Here is a 23544-nt window from a genome sequence, read left to right on the forward strand (position 1 = left end):
GGCCGTGACAGTCCGGCATTTGTCCCCGCATTGCTCCCGGTTCGTCACGGAACGGCCACGATGCCCGTTTCCGTGCCCCGAGCCCCGCCCGGACCCGGCAAGGCTGCGTCACGTACGTCCGCCCCCGTCCCCCCGGAGGTGCCCCGTGGCCCGTGTCCCCGAGCTGTGGTCCTATGCCGAGATCGCCCGCCACATCAACGTCCGGCCCGCCACCGTCCGCAGCTACCGCCGCCACCGGCTGCTGCCCGATCCGGACGTGATCGACGGCAGCGGGCACCCGCGCTGGTTCCCCTTCACCATCCGTACCTGGGCCCGCAACCGCCCCAGGAGTCGCTGATCACCGGCCCGTCAACAGGCCGCACACCCGCCCCGGGCGTTCTGGTGATTCCGCCCACAGCCCGGCACGGGGACGGGGGCAAAGTGCCGCTCCGCCCTTACCCTCGACACACCAACGCAGTGCTACCGGCCGGTTCACCGGCCCGGCCTGCCGTTTTCCATGCCGGTTTCCAGGCGTGCGGCGAACGCCGTCCGTCGGCAGCATCCAGGACGTGTCGGGGCGGAGGGGCTCGGATGAAACTGACCGTGGTGGGGTGCTCGGGGAGTTTCCCGTCCGCCTACTCGCCCTGCTCCAGCTACCTGGTCGAGGCCGAGGGCTTCCGCGTCGTCCTCGACCTCGGCAACGGGGCCCTGGGCGCGCTCCAGAAGTACACCGGCCTCTACGACGTCGACGCCGTGCTGCTCAGCCACCTCCACGCCGACCACTGCATCGACCTCTGCGCGTACTGGGTGGCCCGCAACTACCGCGCCGAGGGCTGCCCCGAGTTGCTGCCCGTGTACGGCCCGGCCGGCACCGCCGAGCGGCTCGCCCGCGCCTACGACATGCCGGAGAACCCCGGGATGAAGGAGGTGTTCGAGTTCCGCACGCTCACCCCCGGCGGCTTCGAACTCGGCCCGTTCCGGATCTCCGTCGCCCAGGTCAACCACCCCGTCGACGCCTTCGCCTTCCGGCTGGAGCACGACGGCCGCTCGCTGGTCTACAGCGGGGACACCGGCGAGAGCGCCGCACTCGTCGAACTCGCCCGCGACAGCGACCTCTTCCTCTGCGAAGCCGCGTACATCGACGGGCGCGACACCTACCAGGACATCCACCTCAACGGCCGCGAGGCGGGCGAGCACGCCGCCGCGGCCGACGCCCGCCGGCTCGTCCTCACCCACATCCCCCCGTGGACCGACGCCGAGCGCAACCGCCGGGACGCCCTGGCCGCCTTCCCCGGGCCGGTCGACGTCGCCCGGGCCGGCGCGGTGTACGAGATCTGAGCAGGCCGGCGGGGTTCTTCACGACATTTCACGGGGTTGCACGGGTTCCCGAGAAAGTCGGGGAACCGACTGCAACCTTCGCGCCCCTCGCACGTCCTTGTAAGTGAGCGGCGGGAACACCCGCCGGAAACGGCCGGTCCGTCGGGCCCTGCCGTCACACCTCACCGATTCACCGAGCTTGCTCCGTGCTGTCCGGACGCGCCGCACCCGCGCCCGGAGCGGAAATCCAGGGGGAATTACCATGCGCCAGAACAACCGTGCCCCGCACCGGGCCCACCGCCTCGTCCCGGCGGTCGCCCTCACCGCCGCGCTGATCGCCGGCGGCGCCGTGACGGCCGCCCCGGCCTTCGCCGCCGCCGGGCAGCTCAGCCTCACCGTGCACACCCCGGCGGTCGTCGGTTTCGCGGGCGGGCCGGTCGAGTTCACCGAGCACATCGGTAACACGGGTGGGGACACCACCGCCGTGCTGAGCTTCGAGATCGGCAGCGACCTCGGGACGCCGCCGCGCGCCCTGAGCCTCGACTACTTCGACGGGAAGCACGGCGACTGGCGCAGCGTGGGCCTGACCCAGCACCCCGGCGAGGACGGGATGTCCACCGATGGGGCCACCGCCGCGCTTCCCGTCCCGGCGGGCGGCACGGACGTCCGGCTGCGCATCGGCGTCCCGATGGGCTCGCCCCACGACGGTGCGACCAACGGCAGCACCGGCTTGGCCCTCAGCTTCCACACCACCCTGCGGGGCGGCGACGACCCCGCGCAGACCGAGCCGCTCACCGACACCCACCGGATCGCCGTGGACGGCATCAGGAACGGCGTGTCCGGGGCCCCGGCCACCGCCGTCCGGGGCGGGGCGCCGATCGAGTTCGACGTGGTGCTCAGGAACCCGACGCCGTCCGCCTACACCAACCTCGGCAACGTGCTGTTCGTCGACCGCAGCGCCAAGGTCGAGGTTCGCGGCGCGGACGGCGGCTGGACCGCCCTGCCGGCCGTCACCACCGAAGGCGAGACGCTGGCGGGCCACTACCTGGACGGCCGCAACTCCTCGGCGGCGCCGAACAGTTCGCACATCAAGCGGGTCCGGGTCGGCTACCCCGCCGGCGTCCCGGTCGGCACCACCCAGCTGAACCCCTGCGTGTTCGTCAACGAGGGCAACACGCCCTTCATGGGCACCACCATGTGCTCCCAGGGCGCCACCGTCCGGATCGACGCTCCCGCGCCGAAGCCCGACAGCACGCCCGAGCCGACCGCCACCTTCGAAGCCACCGCGACCGCGACCCCGCCGTCCGGCTCCAAGGGCTCGTCCGGCTCCGGCGGTTCCACCGGCTCGCACCAGGACGGCGGCGCGCCCGTCGTCCAGTCGGCCGGCGACGTCACCGCGGCGCCCGCCACCCCGGCGGCCGCCACCGCCTCCACGGCCGGCTCCCCGGCGGCGGCCGCCGTCCAGCCGGTGGACGCGAACCTGGCCTCCACCGGCACGGACAGCGACCGGACCGGACTGATGGCGGGCCTCGGCGCCGTCCTGGTCGGCGCCGGTACCGCCGCCTTCACCCTGGTCCGCCGCCGCCGCACCAACTGAGCAGGTCAGCGCCGGTGCCACGAGGGTGCGCGGGGGGTTCCCGAAAAACTTCGGAACCACCTGCAACCTCCGTGGCTCCCGCGCGTCCTGGTAAGTGAGCGGCGGGAGACCGGGACCGGCCGCCGGCGCACCACTCAGTCACCAGGCTTGCTTCGTGCTGTTCGGACGCGGCCCGGCCCGCGTCGGAGCGGAATCCAGGGGGAATTCCATGCGCAAGAACAACCGTGCCCGTCGCCTCGTCTCGACGGTGGCGTTCACCGCCGCGCTGGTCGCGGGCGGCGCCGTGACGGCCGGCCAGGCCTTCGCCGCCACGGGGCCGCACGCCGTATCCGGCGTCGGCATCTTCGGCAACGTCGTCGCGCCGGGCGTCTCGGGCGTCGGCATCTGGGGCAACGAGGTCGCGCCGGGCGTCTCCGGTATCGGCATCTTCGGCAACTAGGTCCCGCCGGGCGTATCGGCCGTCGGCGTCTTCGCCGACGACCGGCCGTCCTTCCGGGCACGGCCCGCCCGGTGTTCCGGGCGGGCCGTGCCCGTTCAGCCCCGCCCGGGTACGGGCAGCCCGAGGTGGTCCCGCAGGGTGGGACCGGCGTAGTCGGTGCGGAACACCCCGCGCTCCTGGAGCAGCGGCACCACCCGGTCGACGAACTCGTCCAGGCCGCCCGGGGTCAGGTGCGGGACGAGGATGAACCCGTCGGCGGCGTCGTTCTGCACGAAGTGGTCGATCCGCTCGGCGACGGTGGCGGGGGAGCCGATGAAGGACTGCCGGCCGGTCACCTCGATCACCAGCTCGCGGCTGGTCAGCTTCTTCTCCGCGGCCACCGCCCGCCACCGCTCGGCGACGGCCACCGGGTCGCCGTGCCGGACCCGGCCCTGGACGACGGTGCTCGCCGGGTCGGGGTCGACGGTCGGCAGCGGCCCGTCCGGGTCGTGGTCGGACAGGTCGACGCCCCAGACCTGCTCCAGGAAGTTGATCGCGGTCTGCGGGCTGACCTGGGCCCGGCGTATCTCGTGGGCCCGCTCGGCCGCCTCGGCGTCGGTGTCGCCGAGGACGAAGGTGGCCCCCGGCATGATCTTCAGCTCGTCCGGCTTGCGCCCGTACCCGGCGAGCCGGCGCTTGACGTCCGCGTGGAAGGCCTGGCCCTCGGCGAGCGTGGAGTGCCGGGAGAAGATCACGTCGGCAGTGGCGGCGGCGAACTCGCGGCCCTCGTCGGAGTCCCCGGCCTGGATCACCACCGGGTGGCCCTGCGGCGGGCGCGGCAGCGAGAGCCGGCCCTCGACCTCGAACTGCGGGCCGGAGTGTCGTACGGGCTGCTCTCCGGCGTCCCAGAACTCCCGTGCCAGCTGGACGGTTTCGGCGGCCCGGGTGTAGCGGTCGGCACGGTCCAGGTAGCCGCCGCGGCGGAAGTTCTCCCCGGTGAAGGCGTCCGAGGAGGTGACCACGTTCCAGGCGGCGCGCCCGCCGGAGAGGTGGTCCAGGGAGGCGAAGCGGCGGGCCAGTTCGTACGGCTCGTTGAAGGTCGCGTTGACGGTGGCGGCCAGTCCGAGCCGCTCGGTGACGGCGGCCAGCGCGTTCAGCACGGTGATCGACTCGGGGCGGCCGACCACGTCCAGGTCGTGGATGAGCCCCTTGGTCTCGCGCAGCCGCAGGCCCTCGGCGAGGAAGAAGAAGTCGAACTTGCCGCGTTCGGCGGTCTGCGCGAGGTGGCGGAAGGAGGCGAACTCGATGTGGCTGCCGGCCGCCGGGTCGCTCCACACCGTGGTGTTGTTGACGCCCGGGAAGTGCGCGGCGAGGTGGATCTGCTTGAGCGGTCGGTCCGTCATCGGGTCACCTCGGCGAGGGTGGGAGCAGGGGCAGTGGCAGTGGCGTAGCGGCTGGCCGGGCGGGCCAGGCCGAGGTGGTCGCGCAGCGTGCGGCCGGTGTACTCGGCGCGCAGCAGCCCGGTGGCGCGCAGGGCGGGGGCGATCCGGTCGGCCAGCGCGGCGAGGTCGCGCAGCGGGTCGGCGGGGGCGAGGTGGAAGCCGTCGACGCCGGTGCCGCCCGCGGTGAGCTCGGCGAGCAGCCGCTCTTCGGCGGCCCGGTCGGTCAGCGCGGACAGGGTGGCGTCGAGCCGGGCGAGGATGCGCGGCTGCTCGCCGGCCCGCAGCCGCAGCTCGGTGGCGGCGGTCAGCCGGGTGGCGCGGTCGGGGGCGTCGAGCAGCACCACGTCGGCGTGCCGGATGGCGGCGGCGACCCGGGCGCGCCCGCCGGGGGAGGCGTCCGGCGCGAGGTCGGCGGCGGCGACCGGCACGGCGACCACCGGGCGGCCCTGGGGCGGGCGCGGGGTGATGGACGGACCGCGGACCGAGAAGTGCGGGCCGGTGAAGTCGATGGAGTGGAGCTTGTCGCGGTCGATGAACCGCCCGGTGGCGGTGTCGCGGATCTCGGCGTCGTCCTCCCAGCTGTCCCAGAGCCGGGCGGCCACCTCGACGGCGTCGGCGGCCTCGGCCCACAGTTCGTCCTCGGGGGCGACCGGGCGGCGGCCGAAGGCGCGCGCCTCGGCCTCGGTGGTGGAGACGCCGACCAGCCAGCCGGCCCGGCCCTCGCTGGCCCAGTCCAGGGTGTTGACCGAGATCGAGGTGTGGAAGGGCTCGGTGTGGGTGGTGGTGACGGTCGGCACCAGCCCGACCCGGTCGGTCAGCGGGGCGATCCGGGCGAGGGCGGCGAGCGCGTCGGGGCGGCTCGGCGCGGCGGCGAAGGAGTCGTCGAGGGTGACGAAGTCCAGGGTGGCCCGTTCGGCGAGGCGGGCGAGGTAGGCGTAGTGGCCGGGGTCGAAGCGGCCGGGGCTGTCGAGGGCGGCGGACAGGTGCAGCTGGCGGGGCATGGTGAGCCTGACTTCCTCGTGCGGACGCGTGCGGGCACCGGCGCCCGGCCGTGCGGAGGTACGGACGTAGTACGGACGTACGGACGTACGGAGGCACGGCGGCGCGGGTGTCCGCGGGTGCGCGGTGGCGGCCCGGGGGCGGAGCCCGTACGGGCGGGGGGAGGGAGGGACCGGCGCCGGGCGGGACGTCAGCCGGGCGGCGGCGGGGGAACGGTCAGCTCAGCCGCGACACGCCGCGGACCACACGCGACCGAAGTCGATGTGGCTGCGGGTGACCAGCGGGCACGAGGCGTTCACCGCTTCAGTTGACCAGGGCCTCCGTCGGTCCGTCAACCACCATGTTGCAGGGGGAAACATGCCGAAGGCCCCGGCCCCGCCGCTGGGGGAGCAGCGGCGGGGCCGGGGCCTTCGGCGTGGCGGTGACGCGGGCGTCAGGCCTTGGTGACGTCCTCGATCTCGTCGTCGTCCTCGCGACCGGGGGTCTTGATGTTGAACTTGATGATCGCGAAGCGGAACACGAAGTAGTAGATCGCGCCGAAGACCAGGCCGATCGGGATGATCATCCACGGCTTGGTGGCCAGGTTCCAGTTGAGCGCGTAGTCGATCAGGCCGGCCGAGAAGCCGAAGCCGTCGTGCACGCCCAGGGCCCAGGTCACGGCCATCGAGACGCCGGTGAGCACCGCGTGGATCAGGTAGAGCACCGGGGCGATGAACATGAACGAGAACTCGATCGGCTCGGTGACACCGGTCACGAAGCTGGTCAGCGCGAGCGAGATCATCAGGCCGAGGACGGCCTTGCGGCGCTCGGGGCGCGCGGTGTGGGCGATCGCGAGGGCGGCGGCCGGCAGGCCGAACATCATGATCGGGAAGAAGCCGGACATGAACTGGCCGGCGGTCGGGTCGCCGTGGAAGAAGCGCGGGATGTCGCCGGTCCAGGTGTGGCCGGAGGCGTCGGTGAAGCTGCCGACCTGCTGCTGGAAGAAGGTGTTCAGGAACTGGTGCATGCCGACCGGGATCAGACCGCGGTTGGCGACACCGTAGATGCCGGCACCAGCGGCGCCGAGGCCGGTCAGCCAGTCGCTGGCGTGGGTCAGGCCGGTGCCGATCGGGCCCCAGATCAGGCCCATGATGACGCCCAGCAGGGTGCCGACGAAGGCCATGATGATCGGGACGAGGCGGCGGCCGTTGAAGAAGCCGAGCCAGTCGACGAGCTTCTTGCGGTGGTACTTCTGCCAGATCACGGCGCTCAGCAGGCCGACGATGATGCCGCCGAAGACGCCCGGGTCCTGCGGCTTGCCCTTGGGCAGTGCCTCGGTGACGCTGCCGTCGATCGGGAAGACGGTCAGCACGTTCTTGAAGACCAGGTAGCCGACCAGGGCCGCCAGCGCGGTGGAACCGTCGGCCTTCTTGGCGTAGCCGATCGCGACGCCGACGCAGAACAGCAGGGCCAGGTTGCCGAAGACGGCGTCACCGGCGGTGGCGAAGACCTGGGCGACCTTTCCCCAGCCGAGGCCGTCCTTGCCGAACACGTCGTCCTGGCCGAGCCGGAGCAGGATGCCCGCGGCCGGGAGGACGGCGACCGGCAGCTGAAGGCTGCGGCCGATCTTCTGGAGGCCCTGGAGGAGGTCCTGGCCGAACTTCTTGAGGGGCGTCGGAGCCGTGGCGGGCGCCGGTGCCTGCGCAGACTGACTCATGGGGGTGGGTTCCTAACGGCATGGCGGTCGGGGGAGGGCACAGGGCCGAACCGCGAACTGGTCTACACCACACGTGGTGTAGACCAGTTTTGTAGCACGGGGGGAGAAGCCGAGGAACCCGGAAAGCGGTACTTCGGGGAAGTGCTATGAAATCGAAACCTGCCTACCCGGTGACGATCATGATTACCCATCGGTATTCGATTTTGGATAACCCCGCAACAAAATCGATTTTGGCTAATCGCGCAACAAAAGCACGAGCCTGCCCGCCCCGCCCTGCCTGGGACGTCCGCCCTTTCGGGAAAAGGCCGAAGGCCCCCGGACGGTCGGGTCCGGGGGCCATTGCGGGGCCGTGCGGTCACACTCCGTTTCAGGCCTTGGTGACGTCCTCGACCTCCGCCTCGTCCTCCCGCCCCGGCGTTTTCAGGTTGAATTTGACGATGATGAACCGGAAGAGCGCGTAGTACACGACGGCGAAGCAGAGCCCGATCGGGATGATCAGCCACGGCTTGGTGGCCAGCCCCCAGTTGATGGCGTAGTCGATCAGGCCGGCCGAGAAGCTGAACCCGTCGTGCACCCCGAATCCCCAGGTCACCGCCATCGAGGCGCCGGTCAGCAGCGCGTGCACCGCGTACAGGGCCGGGGCGATGTAGGCGAAGGAGTACTCGATCGGCTCGGTGACGCCGGTCACGAAGGACGTCAGGCCGACCGAGAGCATCAGGCCGTAGATCTCCTTGCGCCGGTGGGGCTTCGCCGAGTGGGCGATCGCCAGCGCGGCGGCCGGCAGCGCGAACATCATGATCGGGAAGAAGCCGGACTGGAACTGCCCGGCCGTCGGGTCGCCCGCCAGGAAGCGCGGGATGTCGCCGTGCACGATCGTGCCGTCCGGCTTGACGAACTCGCCGAACTGGAACCAGACGAAGGTGTTCAGCAGCTGGTGCATGCCGATCAGCAGCAGGGCGCGGTTGAACACGCCGAAGATCCCGGCGCCGCCCGCCCCGAGGTCGGAGAGGTTCTGCGAGAAGTCGTTCAGGCCGCGGCCGATCGGCGGCCAGACCCAGAGCGCCACCACCGCGGTGACCAGGCCCACCAGGGCGGTGATCATCGGCACCAGGCGGCGGCCGTTGAAGAAGCCGAGCCAGTCGACCAGCTTGGTGCGGTGGAACCGGACCCACAGCCAGGCCGACATCAGGCCGATCAGGATGCCGCCCAGCACGCCCGGGTTCTGGTACGTCGCGGCCGCGGCCTTCGCCGAGGAGTAGCTCACGCACTGGCCGGTCCAGGCGTCCGGGACCAGGGCGGTGCCGGCCGGGCAGCTCTCCGGGAAGGCGTGCAGGACCTTGTAGTAGACCAGGAAGCCGACCACGGCGGCCAGCGCCGTCGAGCCGTCCGCCTTCTTCGCCATGCCGATCGCGACGCCGACGCAGAACAGCATCGGCAGGCCGAAGGAGGAGTCGAGCAGCGCGCCGCCCGCGGCGGCGAAGACCTTCGCGACGTTGTTCCAGCCCAGCCCGTCCTTGCCGAACACGTCCGGCTGGCCGAGCCGGTTGAGGATGCCCGCGGCGGGGAGCACCGCCACCGGCAGCTGGAGGGAGCGGCCCATCTTCTGGAGGCCGCCGTAGAAGCCGTGCCACCAGGCGGTCTGGGGTTGCGTGGCGCCTGCCGAACTCATCCTTGGCCCTCCGGGACGGTTGCCGACCGGGGGCCCCTTGCGGGACCCTCGGGCGGGGCCCGGGAACACCCGGGGGCTTTCCCGCGTTCCTCGGGGTACACATATATTGGTGTAGACCACTTGGGAGCGCAGGCCGCGTCCGGGGCGTCGGCCCCACTGATCGTCATCCTCGGGCGGCGATCGGGAGCCTGCCCGCCGGAATGGGCCAAAAGTGGACTAACGTGGCAGACCGGACAGGCTCGGGTGATGCTGGTCGCGCTGCTCGGCAGCACGACCGCAGCTGAACCCGCGTCAGCCTCCGGCACGGACCTCACCGCCCGACGGTCGAGGGACACCCCCAGCACCAGCGCAGGACGGCACCCGGCAGAGCCGCCGAAGGGCCGAGACAGAGGGAGAAACCAGATGGCCAGCAAGGCTGAGAAGATCGTCGCCGGTCTGGGCGGCATCGACAACATCGAAGAGGTCGAGGGCTGCATCACCCGCCTGCGCACCGAGGTCAAGGACGCCTCCCTGGTCGACGAGGCCGCGCTCAAGGCCGCCGGCGCCCACGGCGTCGTGAAGATGGGCACCGCGATCCAGGTCGTCATCGGCACCGACGCCGACCCGATCGCCGCCGACATCGAGGACATGATGTGAGCTGAGCCACCCAGGCTCCGGCTTCACCCGGCCCGCCGACCCGCTCAGGGGGACGGCGGGCCGCGGTGCATCCACCGGCCGCCTCCCCGCCGGTTCCCCCGCGGTTCCCTGCCGCCTCCCCGCCGGTTCCGGAAGCGGGCTCCCGGAGCGACTACGCTCGGTTCCTATGTCACGCATCGACGGCCGCACCCCCGAACAGCTCCGCCCGATCACCATCGAACGGGGCTGGAGCAAGCACGCCGAAGGCTCCGTCCTCATCTCCTACGGCGACACCAAGGTGCTGTGCACCGCCAGCGTCACCGAAGGCGTGCCCCGCTGGCGCAAGGGCAGCGGCGAGGGCTGGGTCACCGCCGAGTACTCCATGCTCCCGCGCGCCACCAACACCCGCGGCGACCGCGAGGCCGTCAAGGGCCGCATCGGCGGCCGCACCCACGAGATCAGCCGGCTCATCGGCCGTTCGCTGCGCGCCGTGGTCGACCACCGCGCGCTCGCCGAGAACACCATCGTCCTCGACTGCGACGTCCTCCAGGCCGACGGCGGCACCCGCACCGCCGCGATCACCGGCGCCTACGTCGCCCTGGTCGACGCCGTCGCCTGGGCCCGCGACAAGAAGCTGCTGCGCGCCAAGGGCCAGCCGATCACCGGCGGCGTCAGCGCCGTCAGCGTCGGCATCATCGACGGTGTCCCGATGCTCGACCTCCGCTACGAGGAGGACGTGCGGGCCGAGACCGACATGAACATCGTCTGCACCGCCGACGGCCGCTTCGTCGAGGTCCAGGGCACCGCCGAGGGCGCCCCCTTCGACCGCGACCTGCTCAACCGTCTGCTCGACCTCGGCAGCCTCGGCTGCGCGGAGCTCGACGAGATCCAGCGCAAGGCCCTGGAGGGCTGACCCGGCGTGGGCTGCCTGTGCCTGGCGTGAACGCGCCCGGCCTGAACGGCCGTTCGACCCCGATGGGAACGGACCGCCGAAGGGCCGGAGTGCTGTACAGGCCGGGCCCGCAGCCTTTACGGTTCCCGCAGCACCCCGCTGCGGGAACCGCGCCGCCCTCGGCGCGCGTCCCACTCCACGGAACCCGCGCCCCACAGGAGGATCGGATGCCGTCCAGCATCGCCCGCCCCGCCGCCCTCGCCGTGGCCGGACTGATCGCGATCCTCCCACTCAGCATGGTGAGCTGCTCCGCCGCGCAGAAGGCGCTCGACTGCGGCAACACCGCGGTGAAGATCACCGGGGACATCGCCGACGTCACCCAGGCCTACGACAATGCGAGCAATGACTCGGTGGCCGCCGGGAAGGCCCTCCAGAAGCTCAAGAACGACCTGGACCAGGTCGGGAAGAACTCCAAGAACACCGACGTCACCAAGGCCGTGGCCGATCTGGAGAAGCAGATCGAGAACGTGCAGAAGGCCGCCGACAAGAACGAGGTCCCGGACCTCAAGCCGCTCGGCAGCGCGGCCGGCAACCTCAGCTCGGTCTGCACCGGCTGACCGCCCCCGGCGTCTCGGTAGGGTGGGCGATATGTCCACCCGTCTGATCCTCGCCACCCGCAACCAGCACAAGGTCACCGAGCTCCGCGCCATCCTGGCGGACGCCGGCCTGGACGTCGAACTCGTCGGCGCCGACGCCTACCCGGAGATCCCCGACGTCCCCGAGACCGGCGTCACCTTCGCCGAGAACGCCCTCCTCAAGGCCCACGCCCTGGCCCGCGCCACCGGCCTGCCCGCCGTCGCCGACGACTCCGGTCTCTGCGTGGACGTGCTGAACGGCGCGCCCGGCATCTTCTCCGCCCGCTGGTCCGGCAAGCACGGCGACGACCGCGCCAACCTGGACCTGCTGCTCGCCCAGCTCTCCGACATCGCCGAACCGCACCGCGGCGCCCACTTCTTCTGCGCCGCCGCCCTCGCCCTGCCCGACGGCACCGAGCGTGTCGTCGAGGGCCGCCTCCTCGGCACCCTGCGCACCGCCCCGGCCGGCGACGGCGGCTTCGGCTACGACCCGATCCTCCAGCCCCTCGGCGAGACCCGCACCTGCGCCGAACTCACCGCCGACGAGAAGAACGCCATCAGCCACCGCGGCCAGGCCTTCCGCGCCCTCGCCCCGGTCGTGAAGGACCTCATCGCCTGACGGCCCGTCCGCCGTACGCCGAAGGCCCGCCCCGGGAGTAATCCCGGGGCGGGCCTTCGATTCTTAGGCTAGTGCGGCCTGAGGGATTCGAACCCTCACGGGATTTCTCCCACGGGCACCTAAAACCCGCGCGGCTGCCATTTCGCCAAGGCCGCATGGCGACCAGTCTAGGGCTTCGCCGAGTGTGGGGACAGCGCCTTCGACCGGGGCCCGCCACCGCCGCGTTCGGGCTCCGCGGGGCGTCGGGAGCGGGTTTCGGCCAGGATGTGACTGATTGTCGAGGGGTTCCGACCTGTGATGTTTGGCTGTTGATGACCAATTGGTCCAGACCTATTGACCTATGTGGTTCAGACCACATAGCTTCTCCGCCAATTGTTGCAATCCCCCACGTGCGTGCTCCCCCACAGGCACGCGCCGACACTCTCTCCTGGAGGACCGAGTGTTGATCCGAAACACGGCGGAGCGGCGTCCCACCGCCGCCGACCGCCGGAAGAGCCCGGCGGCGCGGGCCGGTGTGGCCTCGCTGGCGGCGGCGTCGCTGGCCGGGCTGCTGATGGCGACGCTCGGCGCGGCGCCCTCGCAGGCGTCGGCGACCGTCGACAACGCGACCTGTCGGCCGGACGGCCTGTACCAGACGCCCGGGGTGGACGTCCCGTACTGCTCCGTCTACGACACCAGCGGCCGCGAGAAGATGGGCGCGGACCACCAGCGCCGCATCATCGGCTACTTCACCGGCTGGCGCACCGGCAAGAACGGCGACGCGCCGTACCTGGTGAGCGACGTCCCCTGGGACAAGGTCACCCACCTCAACTACGCCTTCGGCCACGTCGGCGGCGACAACAAGCTCTCGGTCGGCACCGACGGCCCGAACAACGAGGCCACCGGGATGTCCTTCCCCGGCGTCCCCGGTGCCGAGTTGGACCCGAGCCTGCCGTACAAGGGCCACTTCAACCTGCTGACGAAGTACAAGAAGCAGTACCCGAACGTCAAGACCCTGATCTCGGTGGGCGGTTGGACCGAGACCGGCGGCTACTTCGGGGACGACGGCAAGCGCGTCAACTCCGGCGGCTTCTACTCGATGACCGTCAACCCGGACGGCAGCGTCAACCAGGCCGGCATCGACACCTTCGCCGCCTCCTCGGTCGACTTCATCCGCAAGTACGGCTTCAACGGCGTCGACATCGACTACGAGTACCCGACCTCGATGAAGGACGCCGGCAACCCGCTGGACTGGCAGCTCGCCAACTCCAAGCGCGGCTCGCTGGCCAAGGGCTACGCGGCGCTGATGAAGACCCTGCGCGAGAACCTGGACAAGGCCGGCGCCGCCGACGGCAAGCACTACCTGCTGTCGGTCGCGGCCCCGTCCTCCGGCTACCTGCTGCGCGGCATGGAGACCTTCCAGGTGGCCAAGTACCTGGACTACGTCAACATCATGTCGTACGACCTGCACGGCGCCTGGAACAAGTACGTCGGCCCGAACGCCTCGCTGTACGACGACGGCAAGGACGGCGAGCTGGCCGCCGCCAACGTCTACGGCACCGCGCAGTACGGCGGCGTCGGCTACCTCAACGCCGACTGGTCGTACCACTACTTCCGCGGCTCGATGCCGGCCGGCCGGATCAACGTCGGCCTGCCGTACTACACCCGCGGTTTCAAGAACGTCCAGGGCGGCACCAACGGCCTCTGGGGCACCGCCTCGGCGACCAGCTGCCCGGCCGGCTCCGGCCTGACCGCCTGCGGTGACGGCGCGGTCGGCATCGACAACATCTGGAACGACAAGGACGACGCGGGCAAGGAGTCCCCGGCCGGGTCGAACCCGATGTGGCACGCCAAGAACCTGGAGAAGGGCATCCTGCCCGACTACCTGGCCAAGTACGGCGTGTCCGACACCGCGCTCCAGGGCACCTACGCCCGCAACTACAGCTCCGCCCTGGTGGCGCCGTGGCTGTGGAACGACACCAAGAAGGTCTTCCTCTCCACCGAGGACGAGCAGTCGGTGGGCGCCAAGGCGGACTACATCGTCAACCAGGGCGCCGGCGGCGCGATGATCTGGGAGCTCGCGGGCGACTACAAGTGGGACGCCACCGCCAACGGCGGCAAGGGCGAGTACGTCCCCGGCTCGACGCTGACCTCGCTGATGTACGACAAGTTCAAGGCGGCGTCCGCGTACGGCGCGACGCGTTCGACGATCGCGCTGCCGCAGCAGACCCTGCCGATCGACGTGTCGTTCAACAACTTCGCGCTGGGCGACTCGAACTACCCGATCAACCCGAAGCTGCACATCGTCAACAACTCGACGCAGACCCTGCCGGGCGGCACCGAGTTCCAGTTCGACTACGGCAACTCGGCCCCGGGCAACGCCAAGGACCAGTCCGGCTTCGGCCTCCAGGTCATCAAGCAGGACAACCCGGGTCCGGGCAACATCGGCGGCCTGAAGGGCACCTACAACCGGGTGTCGGTCAAGCTGCCGAGCTGGCAGTCGCTGGCGCCGGGCGCCTCGATCGACATGGACTTCGTCTACTACCTGCCGGTGTCCACGCCGTCGAACTGGACGGTCAACGTGGGCGGCACGCTGTACGGGATCACGGGCGACCTGACCCGCGGCACGGTGGACGGCGGCGGTACGCCGACCCCGACCCCGTCGGGTACGGCCACGCCGACCCCGACCCCGACCCCGACTCCGACGCCGACCCCGACGGGCACGGTCACCCCGACCCCCACGCCGACCCCGACCTCGGGTGCCTGCACGGCCGCCCCGAGCTGGGACGCGGCCACCACCTACGCGACCCCCACCAAGGTCTCGTGGAAGGGCCACTACTACCAGAACAAGTGGTGGACCAAGGGCGACGACCCGGCGGCCAGCGGCGCCTGGGGTGCCTGGAACGACCTCGGGGCCTGCTGATCAGCGAGGCCCGCTGAGGTGACGGACGGCGGTGGCGGTGCACCCGGTCGGGGGGTGTGCCGCCACCGCCTCGTCATGGGCGGGGCTCAGGCGCCGACCTTGAGGTCGCGCAGCAGCTTGGCGACGTGGCCGGTGGCCCGCACGTTGTAGAACGCGTGCTCGACCTTGCCCCGCTCGTCCACCACGATGGTGGAGCGGATCACGCCCAGGTAGGTGCGCCCGTAGTTCTGCTTCTCGCCGAAGGCGCCGTACGCCTCCAGCGCCTTCTTCTCCGGGTCGGACAGCAGGGTGACCTTGAGGTTCTCGGCCTCGCGGAACTCGCCGAGCTTCTCCGGCTGGTCCGGGGAGATGCCGATGACGTCGTAGCCGGCGTCCGCGAGGACCTCCAGGTTGTCGGTGAAGTCGCAGGCCTGCTTGGTGCAGCCGGGGGTCAGCGCGGCGGGGTAGAAGTAGACGATGACCTTGCGGCCCGCGTGGTCGGCGAGGGACACCTGGTTGCCGTCGGCGTCGGACAGGCTGAAGGCGGGCGCGGTGTCGCCGGGCTGGAGACGCTCACTCACGGTCGTACTCTCCTGAGGTGCTGGATCCTGAGGTGCTGGGACGTGACTGCCGGGACGGGCGGTCGTACCACGGCAAACTTACCTCCGATGGTGGGTGGGGCCGCGCGACCGTGTGCGGCAGCTGACACACTGGGTCAGTCGCACCGATCGCACGGATCGGCGGAACAACATCGGCAAGTGAATGGGGTGGCCCGAGTGGGCGAGGCGAGCACGCAGGACAAGTCGGCGCGGACGACCTCCCAGATCGAGGCGGACATCGAGCGGACGCGTGACCGGCTGGCGTCGACCCTGGACGAGCTGGCCGTCCGCGTCCACCCGAGCACGCTCTCCGCGCAGGTCAAGGCCAAGGCGTCGGCCGCCATCGAGGAGAAGACCGCCCAGGCGTACGTGGCCGCCAGCGGCGTGGTGGAGAAGGTCCGCGCGCAGTTCGTGGACGAGCACGGGCAGCCGCGCCGGGAGCGGATCATCCCGGCCGCGCTGGTCGGCGTGGGCCTGGTGCTGCTGGTCGCCTCGTCCCGCAAGCGCCGCAAGGGCTGAGCATGACGGGAGCGAGGGCCGGGCGCCGAGCGTCCGGCCCTTCGCACGTCCGCCCGGCGTCCGTTCCGGATTCCGGGCCAGCGTCACGCTCCGCGGCCGGGGACGGTACCTTCGGGGTCGTGAGTACGAACCACGAGTCCCACTCCGACCAGACGCACGAGCCCGCCCGCCACGACCGGCTCGGCGAGAAGCTGCCGATCCGGATGCTGCACGACCGCGTGCTGGTGCGCATCGAGGGCAGCGAGGGCGAGCGCCGTTCGACCGGCGGCATCCTGATCCCGGCGACAGCGGAGCTGTCCAAGCGCTGCACCTGGGCGGAGGCCGTCGCCGTGGGCCAGAGCGTGCGCTCGGTGGAGCCGGGCGACCGGGTGCTGTACGACCCGGAGGACAAGCTGGAGGTCGAGGTCCGCGGCGCCACCTACGTGCTGCTGCGCGAGCGCGACCTGCACGCCGTCGCCGCCACCCGCTTCGGCGACACCGAGGGCTCGACCGGCCTCTACCTGTGACGGCCTGATCCGCCGTCCGACACCGAGGTGCCCCCGACCCGCGTCGGGGGCACCGCTGTCGGACGGCCCTACGCGAGCAGCCCGCCGCCGTCCACGGTGAGGACGGTGCCGGTGGTGAAGCGCTGCCCCATCAGGTGGACGAACGCCTCGGCGGTGTCCTCGGGGGCGCCGACCCGGCCGATCGGGAGGGCGGCGGCGGTCTGGGCGTACAGCTGCTCGCGGTCGGCCTCGGGCAGCGAGGACCACAGCGGGGTGCGGATCACCCCGGCCCGGACGGCGTTGACCCGGAGCGGGGCGAGTTCCACGGCCAGCGCCCGGACCAGGGCTTCGACCGCGCCGCAGACGCTCGCGGCGACGCTCCAGCCCGGCAGCGGCCGCAGGCCCGCGATGCCGGAGGTGAGGGTGACCGAGCCGCCGGGGCGCAGCCGGGGCGCGGCGGCGCGGACGGCGTCGAGGGCGCCGAAGTAGCGCACGGCGAAGAAGGCCCGGGCGGCGTCGAGGTCCATGGTGTCGACGGTCATCAGGGCGAGCGGGTCGCCGGCCGTGTAGACCAGGTGGTCGAGCGGGCCGAGGCGCTCGAAGAGGGCGGCGACCTGGGCGCTGTCGGTGAGGTCGGCGACCTCGGCGGCGGTGCCGGCGGGCAGGGCGGCGAGGGCGCGTTCGGCGCTCTCCGGCCGGCTGGAGGCGATGGTGACCCGGGCGCCCTGGCGGGCGGCGAGGTCGGCGGTGGCGAGGCCGATGCCGGAGGTGCCGCCGAGGACGACGACGTGATGGTCGGTGAGGGCCATGCTGGTGCCTTTCCTGGGTGTTCGGGGTCGGTAGTGATCATGCGCCGGGTGTCCGGGCGCCGTCCAAGACCTGTTCGGTCGGCTGTCATACCCTCGGGGTATCAGCGGCACGGGGGTGGGGACATGGACGTCGATCTGCGGAAGCTGCGCTACTTCGTGGCGGTGGCGCGGGAGTTGCACTTCGGTCGGGCGGCGGCGGAGCTGCACATCGCGCAGCCGGTGCTGTCGCGGCAGATCCGGGCGCTGGAGGCGGAGTTCGGCGCCCAGTTGTTCCGGCGGGACCGCCGGTCCACCGAACTGACGGCGGCCGGGCGGCAGTTGATGGAGGACGCGCCGCCGTTGCTGGCGGCGGCGGAGGCGCTGCGCCGCCGGGTGGGGCGGTCGGGTGAGGGGCCGGTCCGGCTGGTGGTGGGGTTCATGCCGGGGGTCGCGGTGACGGCGGCGGTGCGGGCGATGCGCGAGCGGCGTCCGGGGCTGGCGGTGGAGGTGGTGCGGACCTCCTGGAGCGACCAGGCGCGGGTGGTGCTGGACGGGCGGGTGGACGTCTCCTTCGTCCGGCTGCCGGTGGAGCGCCGGGGGTTGGCGCTGCGCCCGCTGTTCGACGATCCGCGGGTGGCGGCGCTGCCGGTCGGGCACCGGCTGGCGGGCGAAGTGTCGATCGACATCGCCGAGTTGGGCCGGGAGCGGCTGTTGCAGGACCCGGACGCGGTGCCGGAGTGGCGGGACCTGCCGGGGGTGGCCGGGCGGTTCGCGGATCGGGCCAGGCCGCGGGCGGACACGGTGGAGGAGAAGCTGGAGTACGTGGCGGCGGGGGAGGGGGTGGTGGTGCTGCCGCGCTCGATGGCGGACTTCTACACCCGCTCGGACGTGGTGCACGTGCCGGTCTCGGACATCGCGCCGAACCGGGTGTGCCTGGCCTGGGCGGCGGGGCGGCCTTGGCCGCTGCTCGCCGAGTTCGTGGAGCTGGCGGCGAGGGTGGGCGGACTGTCGGTGGCAGGAGCTAAGGTCCCGGCATGAGTGTGCCGGTGATCGGGGACGGGCAGCGTCGGGCCAGGCTGGGGCGGCGGCAGCTGTTGGCGCCGTCGGTGCGGGCGGCCCGGGTGGAGGACGTGGCCGACGCGGTGGTCGGGCTGCACGCGACGGACGCGGCCACGGTGTACCTGTCGGCCTGCGCGCGGCTGGCGCGGCCGTCGGCGGCCGAGGTGGACCGGGCGCTGTACGAGGACGTCTCGCTGGTGAAGCTGCTGTCGATGCGGCGGACGATCTTCGCGGTGACGGAGGGCTTCGCCCCGTACGTGAGTTCGGCGGCGGCGCGGGCGATCGCGGCCAAGGAGCGGGCGACGCTGCTGAAGCACCTGCGGGACTTCGCGGAGGGCTGGGACGAGGCGCGGCTGGCGCAAACGGAGCGCGAGGTGCTGGCCGCCCTGGCCGGGCGCGGCGAGGCGACGACCAAGGAACTCTCCGAGGACGTGCCGCGGTTGCGCGAGACGATGCTGATGTCGGCGGGCAAGCCGTACGAGGCGAAGCAGAGCGTGGGCAGCCGGCTGCTGCGGCTGCTGGCCTCGGACGGGCATGTGCGCCGCTGCCGTCCGCGCGGTTCGTGGCTGAGCAGCAGCTATCCGTGGGCGCTGGTGCCGCAGTGGCCGGAGGTGCCGGTGCGGGAGGCCAAGGCCGAGGTGGTGCGGCGCTGGCTGGCGGCGTACGGGCCGGGGACGGTCGAGGACGTGAAGTGGTGGACGGGCTGGACGCTGGGGGACGTCCGTCGGGCGCTGGCGGACCTCGGGGCGGTGGAGGTGGCGTCGGCCGGTGGTGGGGCCGCGCTGGTGCTGCCGGGGGACGAGGCGCCGGTGGCGGAGCCGGAGCCGTGGGCGGCGCTGCTGCCGGCGCTGGATCCGGCGGTGATGGGCTGGCGGGGGCGCGACTGGTACCTGCGGCCGGAGGACGTGCCGGCGCTGTTCGACCGGGCGGGCAACGCCGGGCCGACGGTGTGGTGGTGCGGTGAGGTGGTGGGCGGCTGGGCGCAGCGCGCCGACGGCGAGGTGGTGTGGCGGCTGCTGCGGGACGTCGGGTCGGAGGCGGAGCGGGCCGTCGCGGCGGAGGCCGGGCGGCTGGCGGGCTGGCTGGGGGAGGTGCGGGTGACGCCGCGCTTCCGTACCCGGCTGGAGAAGGAGCTCAGGGGCTGACGCCTTTCTCTAGAACGGGGCGGGGGGCGGCGTCCCCAGCTGGGTGGCGGGCCCGCCGGTGGCGGTGGGTGCCGTGGTGGACCGGGTGGGCCGGGGTGTCGGCTTGGGGGCGGGGCTGGGCTGCTCCGGGTCGGTGGGCTTGGGGGCCTGGGGGCTGGGGCTGGCCGGGCCGGTGGCGGGCGCGCCGGTGACGGCGGGGGCGCTGGGCGCCTGGGTGGGCGCCGGGTTGGCGGTGGTGGGGCCGGCGCTCGGGCTGGTGGTCGCGCTGGGGCTGAGGCTCACGGGGGCGGTGGGAAAGGTGCTCACCGGTGCGCCGGGCCCGGTCTGGAGGTCGAAGTCCTGGGTGGGGGCGCCGTCGAGGGCGGCGGTCATGTAGGCGGTCCAGATCCGGGTGGGGAAGGCGCCGCCGTTGATCCTGGTGAGTCCGGCGGTGCCGGCCAGCGGCTCCTTGGCGTGGGTCTTCGGGTTCTCCCGGAACAGGCCGACGGTGGTGGCGAGTTCGGGGGTGTAGCCGGCGAACCAGGCGGAGAGGTTGGCGTCGGTGGTGCCGGTCTTGCCGGCGGCGGGGCGGTTCAGGTCGAGGGCGGCCGAGCCGGTGCCGCGCGGGCTGATGACGTCGCGCAGCACGTCGGTGACGGAGTCGGCGATCTCCCGGTCCAGTGCCTCGGTGGCCTTGTGTTCAGGCATTTTGGGGACGTCCACGGCGCCGCCGGTGTTGACGCGTTCGAGTTTGAGGACGGACCAGGGGGTGTGGGCCTGGCCGTGGTCGGCGAGGGTGGCGTAGGCGCCGGCCAGGTCGAGGGCGCTGGGGGTGGCGGTGCCCAGCGTCATCGAGGTGTTGGCCGGGTCCATGCCGCGGACGCTGTCGGGGATGCCGAGTTTGACGGCGGTCTCCCGGACGCGGGCGAGTCCGGCGTCCACGCCCTCCTGGGCGTACACGGAGTTGACGGACTTCACCATGGCTTGGCGCAGGGTGATGCTGCCGTAGTCGACGCCGTCCTCGTTGGGCGGCGCGTACGGGGTGGGGCCGCCGGTGACGGGGCGTTCGCTGGTGCCGTCGTAGCGGGACTCGGTGGTGATCGGGCGGCCGTCGGGGGCGTGCTGGGCGACCAGGCCGGCGGCGAGGTCGATCGGTTTGAAGGTGGAGCCGATCTGGTTGTCCTGGCGCAGCGCGTCGTTGTAGGGCTGCTTGACGTAGTCGGGGCCGCCGTAGACGGCGACGACCCGGCCGGTGGCGGGTTCGACGGAGGCGCCGGCGACCCGGACGTCGGTGTCGGTGGTGGGGCGGTCCTGGGGGTCGAGTTCGCCGGTGAGCTGCTCCTGGACGGCCTTGGCGAAGGCGTCCTGGCGGGGCTTGTCGAAGGTGGTGGTGATGCGCCAGCCGCCGGCCTTGAGGGTGGCGGCGTCGAGGGTGCCGGAGGAGATCAGGTAGTCGTCGGCGACGCCGACCAGGTAGCCGGCCTGCCCGGCCAGGCCGGTGGCGGGCTGGGGGTCGATCGGCTCGGGGAAGGTGGTGGCGGCGCGGTCGGCGGAGGTGAGGAAGCCGAGTTGGACCATGCCGTCGAGGGCGTAGTTCCAGCGGGCGACGGCCTTCTCGCGGTTGGCGGGGGTGGCGGTCTTGACGTCGTAGAGGCTGGGGGCCTGGAGCAGGGAGGCGAGGTAGGCGCCCTGGCCGAGGGTGAGGCGGGAGGAGTCGACGCCGTAGTAGGCGTGGGCGGCGCTCTGGATGCCGTAGGCGCCGCGGCCGAAGTAGCTGCTGTTGAGGTATCCGGCGAGGATTTCGCGCTTGTCGCGCTGCTGGTCGACCTTGAGGGCGATGAGCAGTTCGCGGCCCTTGCGCTCGATGGTCCGGTCCTGGGTGAGGTAGTAGTTCTTGACGTACTGCTGGGTGATGGTGGAGCCGCCCTGCATGCCCTTGCCGGTGAGGGTGTTCCAGCCGGCCCGGAGCATGCCTTTCAGGTCGATGCCGCCGTTCTGGTAGAAGCTGCGGTCCTCGGCGGAGACGACGGCCTGCTGGGTTTGGAGCGGGATCTGGTCGATGGTGACGTCGGTGCGGTTGACGGCGCCGGTGCGGGCGATCTCGGTGGTGCCGTCGGCGTAGAGGTAGATGTTGTTCTGGGCGACGGCGTGGGCGTTGGGGTCGGGCACCGGGACGATGACGTAGAGCACGGCGAAGCCGCCGGCGGAGAGTAGCAGCAGGGTGGCGAGGGCGCCGAGGGTGACCCGCCAGGTGGGCAGGAGCCGGCGCCAGAACGGGAGGGCGCGGCGGGCCTCGCGGCGGGCGGCCCGTTTGGCCTGGCGGCGGGTGCTCAAGGTCATGGCCGAGATTATCTGCTATTTGACGCGCGGTCAGGCGGGAAATATCGGGTGCGGGTGGCCGGGGTCGGAGGTACGGTGAAAGGTGCAAACCACATAGCGCACCCACTGTCGCAGCTCCGCTCGCCCGCCCGGCACCCCCGGGTCCGGCCGGTCGGAGCCGCTGGGGCGTGTGCGGATGTCGAGGGGCGCAGCTCTCTGCTCGTATTTGTCGACAAGGAGACAATATGCTCTACGCCGCCGTTGCCCGCGGCGCCTTCCGCCGCTACTCCACCTACCGGGCCGCCACCGTGGCCGGCACCTTCACCAACACCGTCTTCGGCATCATCCTGGCCTCCTCCTTCCTCGCCCTCTGGCAGGCCCGCCCCGGCCTCGGCGGCTACGACCAGAGCCAGGCCGTCACGTACATCTGGGTCAGCCAGAGCCTGCTGGTCACCATCGCGGTCTGGGGCGGCGGCTTCCAGGACGACCTCCAGGACCGCTTCCGCAGCGGGGACATCGCCGTCGACCTCTACCGCCCGGTCGACTTCCAGTGCTGGTGGCTGGCCTCCGACCTCGGCCGGGCCGGCTTCCAAGCGCTGGTCCGCGGCACCGTGCCGATGCTGATCGGCGCGCTGGTCTTCCACGTCCGACTGCCCGAACACCCGCTGACCTGGGCGTACTTCCTGTGCTCGGCCCTGCTGGCGCTGATCGTCAGCTTCGGACTGCGCTTCCTCGTCTCGATCACCGGCTTCTGGCTGCACGACTCGGAAGGGGTGCGCTCGGTGATGCTGGTGGTCTCGATGTTCTTCTCCGGGATGCTGCTGCCGATCGCCCTGTTCCCCGGCTGGCTCGGCGACCTCGGCCGGGTGCTGCCCTGGTCGGCGCTGGTGAACGTGCCCACCGACGTCTTCCTGGAGCGCACGGGCGGCACCGCGCTGGTCCGGGCGCTCGGCTTCCAGCTCGGCTGGGCGGCCGCGCTGCTCGCCGCCGGCCGGGGCGCCCAGTGGCTGGCGACCCGCAGGGTGGTGGTCCAGGGTGGCTGAGCAGCTCGTACGAGATCCCCTGTCCGCGCGTACGGCCTGGGCACTGCGCTCCTGGTGGCTCTGCGCCCGGATGTGGATGCGCTCGATGATGGCCTACCGGGCCTCCTTCGCGCTGAACGCGCTGGCCGGCCTGGTCATCCACTCCCTCGACTTCGTCGTGCTGGTGATCATGTTCCGGCACACCGACCGGCTCGGCGGCTGGGCCCTGCCCGAGATCGCCTTCCTGTACGCCACCGCCACCTTCTCGCTCGGCGTCGCCAACGCGGTGGTCGGCTCGGCCGACGGCCTCGGCGCCCGCATCCGCAGCGGCTCGCTCGACAGCATGCTGATCCGGCCCGCCCCCGCGCTCTCCCAACTGTGCGCCGAACGCTTCTCGCTGCGCCGGCTCGGCCGCCCGCTCCAGGCCGTCGTGGTGCTGGTCTGGTCGCTGACCGCCCTGGACGTGCACTGGACCTGGGACCGGGTGCTGCTGGTGCCCGTCCTGCTGGTCTGCGGCACCGTCATCTTCGGCGCGATCTTCATCGGCGGCGCCACCGTCCAGTTCTGGTGGGGCGAGTCCAAGGAGCTCCAGAACTCCTTCACCTACGGCGGCGCCACCCTGCTGCACTACCCGCCGACCATCTTCGCCAAGGAACTGGTCGCCGGGGTCGTCTTCGGCGTCCCGCTGGCCTTCGTCAACTGGCTGCCCACGCTGCGCATCCTCGACCGGCCCGACCCGCTCGGCCTGCCCACCGCCTTCCAGTTCGCCTCCCCGGCCGTCGCCGCGCTCTGCGTCCTGGCCGCCGGGCTCGCCTGGCGCGCCGGGCTGCGCGCCTACCGCGGCACCGGCAGCTGAACTCCCCACTCCTC

22 protein-coding genes and 1 tRNA gene are annotated in these 23544 nt (G+C 72.1%); 15 read left to right on the forward strand and 8 right to left on the reverse strand.

Annotated features, from left to right (window positions below):
• Positions 1–145 precede the first annotated feature (145 nt).
• The 4 genes from QWJ13_RS32055 (at position 146) to QWJ13_RS32070 (ending at position 3332) form a co-directional block, all read left to right on the forward strand.
• Positions 146–337: a MarR family transcriptional regulator gene (locus tag QWJ13_RS32055; RefSeq protein WP_316528979.1), complete on the forward strand. Its 192-nt coding sequence runs from the start codon at positions 146–148 to the stop codon at positions 335–337.
• Positions 338–570: 233 nt separating this feature from the next.
• Positions 571–1317 carry an MBL fold metallo-hydrolase gene (locus QWJ13_RS32060; RefSeq protein ID WP_316528980.1) on the forward strand — a complete coding sequence of 249 codons (747 nt, stop codon included), beginning with the start codon at positions 571–573 and terminating at the stop codon, positions 1315–1317.
• Between the two features lie 241 nt (positions 1318–1558).
• The gene (locus tag QWJ13_RS32065) at positions 1559–2893 is read left to right on the forward strand and encodes a hypothetical protein (RefSeq protein ID WP_316528981.1); all 1335 of its coding nucleotides are present in this window, start codon (positions 1559–1561) and stop codon (positions 2891–2893) included.
• A 208-nt stretch (positions 2894–3101) separates the two neighbouring features.
• Positions 3102–3332, forward strand: a complete 231-nt coding sequence (locus QWJ13_RS32070; RefSeq protein WP_316528983.1) for a hypothetical protein — start codon at positions 3102–3104, stop codon at positions 3330–3332.
• A 95-nt stretch (positions 3333–3427) separates the two neighbouring features.
• On the opposite strand, the gene QWJ13_RS32075 is transcribed toward QWJ13_RS32070, so the two are convergent.
• The 4 genes from QWJ13_RS32075 to QWJ13_RS32090 all read right to left on the reverse strand — a co-directional run bounded on the left by QWJ13_RS32075 (position 3428) and on the right by QWJ13_RS32090 (position 9117).
• The gene (locus tag QWJ13_RS32075) at positions 3428–4714 is read right to left on the reverse strand and encodes an LLM class flavin-dependent oxidoreductase (RefSeq protein WP_316528984.1); all 1287 of its coding nucleotides are present in this window, start codon (positions 4712–4714) and stop codon (positions 3428–3430) included.
• Complete coding sequence (locus QWJ13_RS32080; protein ID WP_316528985.1) at positions 4711–5754, reverse strand: LLM class flavin-dependent oxidoreductase; 1044 nt, start codon at positions 5752–5754, stop codon at positions 4711–4713. Before QWJ13_RS32080 ends, QWJ13_RS32075 begins: the two co-directional genes overlap by 4 nt.
• Positions 5755–6185: 431 nt before the next feature.
• Positions 6186–7448, reverse strand: coding sequence for a PTS transporter subunit EIIC (locus tag QWJ13_RS32085; protein WP_316528987.1), 1263 nt, complete (start codon positions 7446–7448; stop codon positions 6186–6188).
• A gap of 367 nt (positions 7449–7815) precedes the next feature.
• A complete protein-coding gene (locus tag QWJ13_RS32090; RefSeq protein WP_316528989.1) occupies positions 7816–9117 on the reverse strand; it encodes a PTS transporter subunit EIIC in 1302 nt (433 codons plus the stop codon).
• 402 nt (positions 9118–9519) lie between these two features.
• Between QWJ13_RS32090 and QWJ13_RS32095 the strand changes: the two genes are divergently transcribed.
• The 4 genes from QWJ13_RS32095 (at position 9520) to rdgB (ending at position 11878) form a co-directional block, all read left to right on the forward strand.
• Positions 9520–9753, forward strand: coding sequence for a PTS sugar transporter subunit IIB (locus QWJ13_RS32095; RefSeq protein WP_030060521.1), 234 nt, complete (start codon positions 9520–9522; stop codon positions 9751–9753).
• Positions 9754–9919: 166 nt separating this feature from the next.
• Positions 9920–10645, forward strand: coding sequence for a ribonuclease PH (gene rph, locus QWJ13_RS32100; protein ID WP_316528992.1), 726 nt, complete (start codon positions 9920–9922; stop codon positions 10643–10645).
• A gap of 206 nt (positions 10646–10851) precedes the next feature.
• Positions 10852–11241 carry a hypothetical protein gene (locus QWJ13_RS32105; protein WP_316528993.1) on the forward strand — a complete coding sequence of 130 codons (390 nt, stop codon included), beginning with the start codon at positions 10852–10854 and terminating at the stop codon, positions 11239–11241.
• A 31-nt stretch (positions 11242–11272) separates the two neighbouring features.
• Positions 11273–11878 carry an RdgB/HAM1 family non-canonical purine NTP pyrophosphatase gene (gene rdgB, locus QWJ13_RS32110; protein WP_316528994.1) on the forward strand — a complete coding sequence of 202 codons (606 nt, stop codon included), beginning with the start codon at positions 11273–11275 and terminating at the stop codon, positions 11876–11878.
• Positions 11879–11950: 72 nt separating this feature from the next.
• Here rdgB and QWJ13_RS32115 read toward each other — a convergent pair.
• A tRNA-Leu gene (locus QWJ13_RS32115) sits at positions 11951–12033 on the reverse strand.
• A 398-nt stretch (positions 12034–12431) separates the two neighbouring features.
• On the opposite strand from QWJ13_RS32115, the gene QWJ13_RS32120 reads away from it, so the two are divergent.
• Complete coding sequence (locus QWJ13_RS32120) at positions 12432–14780, forward strand: chitinase C-terminal domain-containing protein (RefSeq protein WP_432277649.1); 2349 nt, start codon at positions 12432–12434, stop codon at positions 14778–14780.
• A gap of 86 nt (positions 14781–14866) precedes the next feature.
• On the opposite strand, the gene bcp is transcribed toward QWJ13_RS32120, so the two are convergent.
• The gene (bcp, locus tag QWJ13_RS32125; protein ID WP_316528995.1) at positions 14867–15340 is read right to left on the reverse strand and encodes a thioredoxin-dependent thiol peroxidase; all 474 of its coding nucleotides are present in this window, start codon (positions 15338–15340) and stop codon (positions 14867–14869) included.
• 195 nt (positions 15341–15535) lie between these two features.
• On the opposite strand from bcp, the gene QWJ13_RS32130 reads away from it, so the two are divergent.
• Both QWJ13_RS32130 and QWJ13_RS32135 read left to right on the forward strand, forming a co-directional pair.
• Positions 15536–15877 carry a DUF3618 domain-containing protein gene (locus QWJ13_RS32130; RefSeq protein ID WP_316528997.1) on the forward strand — a complete coding sequence of 114 codons (342 nt, stop codon included), beginning with the start codon at positions 15536–15538 and terminating at the stop codon, positions 15875–15877.
• Between the two features lie 203 nt (positions 15878–16080).
• Positions 16081–16383, forward strand: coding sequence for a GroES family chaperonin (locus tag QWJ13_RS32135; protein ID WP_079136310.1), 303 nt, complete (start codon positions 16081–16083; stop codon positions 16381–16383).
• A gap of 68 nt (positions 16384–16451) precedes the next feature.
• Here the strand turns inward: QWJ13_RS32135 and QWJ13_RS32140 are convergent, their stop codons facing one another.
• Entirely contained in the window at positions 16452–17171 is a 720-nt protein-coding gene (locus QWJ13_RS32140; RefSeq protein WP_316528999.1) for an SDR family oxidoreductase, read from the reverse strand.
• Positions 17172–17294: 123 nt separating this feature from the next.
• Between QWJ13_RS32140 and QWJ13_RS32145 the strand changes: the two genes are divergently transcribed.
• Both QWJ13_RS32145 and QWJ13_RS32150 read left to right on the forward strand, forming a co-directional pair.
• Positions 17295–18188, forward strand: coding sequence for a LysR family transcriptional regulator (locus QWJ13_RS32145; RefSeq protein WP_316529001.1), 894 nt, complete (start codon positions 17295–17297; stop codon positions 18186–18188).
• Positions 18185–19354 (forward strand): winged helix DNA-binding domain-containing protein, encoded by a 1170-nt coding sequence (locus QWJ13_RS32150; protein WP_316529002.1) that lies wholly within the window; start codon positions 18185–18187, stop codon positions 19352–19354. The genes QWJ13_RS32145 and QWJ13_RS32150 overlap by 4 nt, the downstream gene beginning before the upstream one ends.
• Positions 19355–19363: 9 nt before the next feature.
• Here the strand turns inward: QWJ13_RS32150 and QWJ13_RS32155 are convergent, their stop codons facing one another.
• Positions 19364–21673 carry a transglycosylase domain-containing protein gene (locus QWJ13_RS32155; protein WP_316529004.1) on the reverse strand — a complete coding sequence of 770 codons (2310 nt, stop codon included), beginning with the start codon at positions 21671–21673 and terminating at the stop codon, positions 19364–19366.
• A gap of 224 nt (positions 21674–21897) precedes the next feature.
• Between QWJ13_RS32155 and QWJ13_RS32160 the strand changes: the two genes are divergently transcribed.
• Together QWJ13_RS32160 and QWJ13_RS32165 are read left to right on the forward strand one after the other, a co-directional pair.
• Positions 21898–22695, forward strand: coding sequence for an ABC transporter permease (locus tag QWJ13_RS32160; RefSeq protein ID WP_316529006.1), 798 nt, complete (start codon positions 21898–21900; stop codon positions 22693–22695).
• On the forward strand, positions 22688–23530 hold the full coding sequence (locus QWJ13_RS32165; protein WP_316529008.1) for an ABC transporter permease: 843 nt from the start codon (positions 22688–22690) through the stop codon (positions 23528–23530). The genes QWJ13_RS32160 and QWJ13_RS32165 overlap by 8 nt, the downstream gene beginning before the upstream one ends.
• Positions 23531–23544: the final 14 nt, after the last annotated feature.

The sequence above is a fragment of the Kitasatospora brasiliensis genome (assembly GCF_032654805.1).
In the GTDB taxonomy this organism is placed as follows: Bacteria; Actinomycetota; Actinomycetes; order Streptomycetales; family Streptomycetaceae; genus Kitasatospora; species Kitasatospora brasiliensis.

What these genes read in the sequence shown, in the direction of transcription:
- QWJ13_RS32060 (WP_316528980.1), top strand. Translation starts at nt 571, where the DNA reads ATGAAACTGACCGTGGTGGGGTGCTCGGGGAGTTTCCCGTCCGCCTAC.
- QWJ13_RS32065 (WP_316528981.1), top strand. Translation starts at nt 1,559, where the DNA reads ATGCGCCAGAACAACCGTGCCCCGCACCGGGCCCACCGCCTCGTCCCG.
- QWJ13_RS32070 (WP_316528983.1), top strand. Translation starts at nt 3,102, where the DNA reads ATGCGCAAGAACAACCGTGCCCGTCGCCTCGTCTCGACGGTGGCGTTC.
- QWJ13_RS32075 (WP_316528984.1), bottom strand. Translation starts at nt 4,714, where the DNA reads ATGACGGACCGACCGCTCAAGCAGATCCACCTCGCCGCGCACTTCCCG.
- QWJ13_RS32080 (WP_316528985.1), bottom strand. Translation starts at nt 5,754, where the DNA reads ATGCCCCGCCAGCTGCACCTGTCCGCCGCCCTCGACAGCCCCGGCCGC.
- QWJ13_RS32085 (WP_316528987.1), bottom strand. Translation starts at nt 7,448, where the DNA reads ATGAGTCAGTCTGCGCAGGCACCGGCGCCCGCCACGGCTCCGACGCCC.
- QWJ13_RS32090 (WP_316528989.1), bottom strand. Translation starts at nt 9,117, where the DNA reads ATGAGTTCGGCAGGCGCCACGCAACCCCAGACCGCCTGGTGGCACGGC.
- QWJ13_RS32095 (WP_030060521.1), top strand. Translation starts at nt 9,520, where the DNA reads ATGGCCAGCAAGGCTGAGAAGATCGTCGCCGGTCTGGGCGGCATCGAC.
- rph (WP_316528992.1), top strand. Translation starts at nt 9,920, where the DNA reads ATGTCACGCATCGACGGCCGCACCCCCGAACAGCTCCGCCCGATCACC.
- QWJ13_RS32105 (WP_316528993.1), top strand. Translation starts at nt 10,852, where the DNA reads ATGCCGTCCAGCATCGCCCGCCCCGCCGCCCTCGCCGTGGCCGGACTG.
- rdgB (WP_316528994.1), top strand. Translation starts at nt 11,273, where the DNA reads ATGTCCACCCGTCTGATCCTCGCCACCCGCAACCAGCACAAGGTCACC.
- QWJ13_RS32120 (WP_432277649.1), top strand. Translation starts at nt 12,432, where the DNA reads ATGGCGACGCTCGGCGCGGCGCCCTCGCAGGCGTCGGCGACCGTCGAC.
- QWJ13_RS32135 (WP_079136310.1), top strand. Translation starts at nt 16,081, where the DNA reads ATGCTGCACGACCGCGTGCTGGTGCGCATCGAGGGCAGCGAGGGCGAG.
- QWJ13_RS32140 (WP_316528999.1), bottom strand. Translation starts at nt 17,171, where the DNA reads ATGGCCCTCACCGACCATCACGTCGTCGTCCTCGGCGGCACCTCCGGC.
- QWJ13_RS32145 (WP_316529001.1), top strand. Translation starts at nt 17,295, where the DNA reads ATGGACGTCGATCTGCGGAAGCTGCGCTACTTCGTGGCGGTGGCGCGG.
- QWJ13_RS32150 (WP_316529002.1), top strand. Translation starts at nt 18,185, where the DNA reads ATGAGTGTGCCGGTGATCGGGGACGGGCAGCGTCGGGCCAGGCTGGGG.
- QWJ13_RS32155 (WP_316529004.1), bottom strand. Translation starts at nt 21,673, where the DNA reads ATGACCTTGAGCACCCGCCGCCAGGCCAAACGGGCCGCCCGCCGCGAG.
- QWJ13_RS32160 (WP_316529006.1), top strand. Translation starts at nt 21,898, where the DNA reads ATGCTCTACGCCGCCGTTGCCCGCGGCGCCTTCCGCCGCTACTCCACC.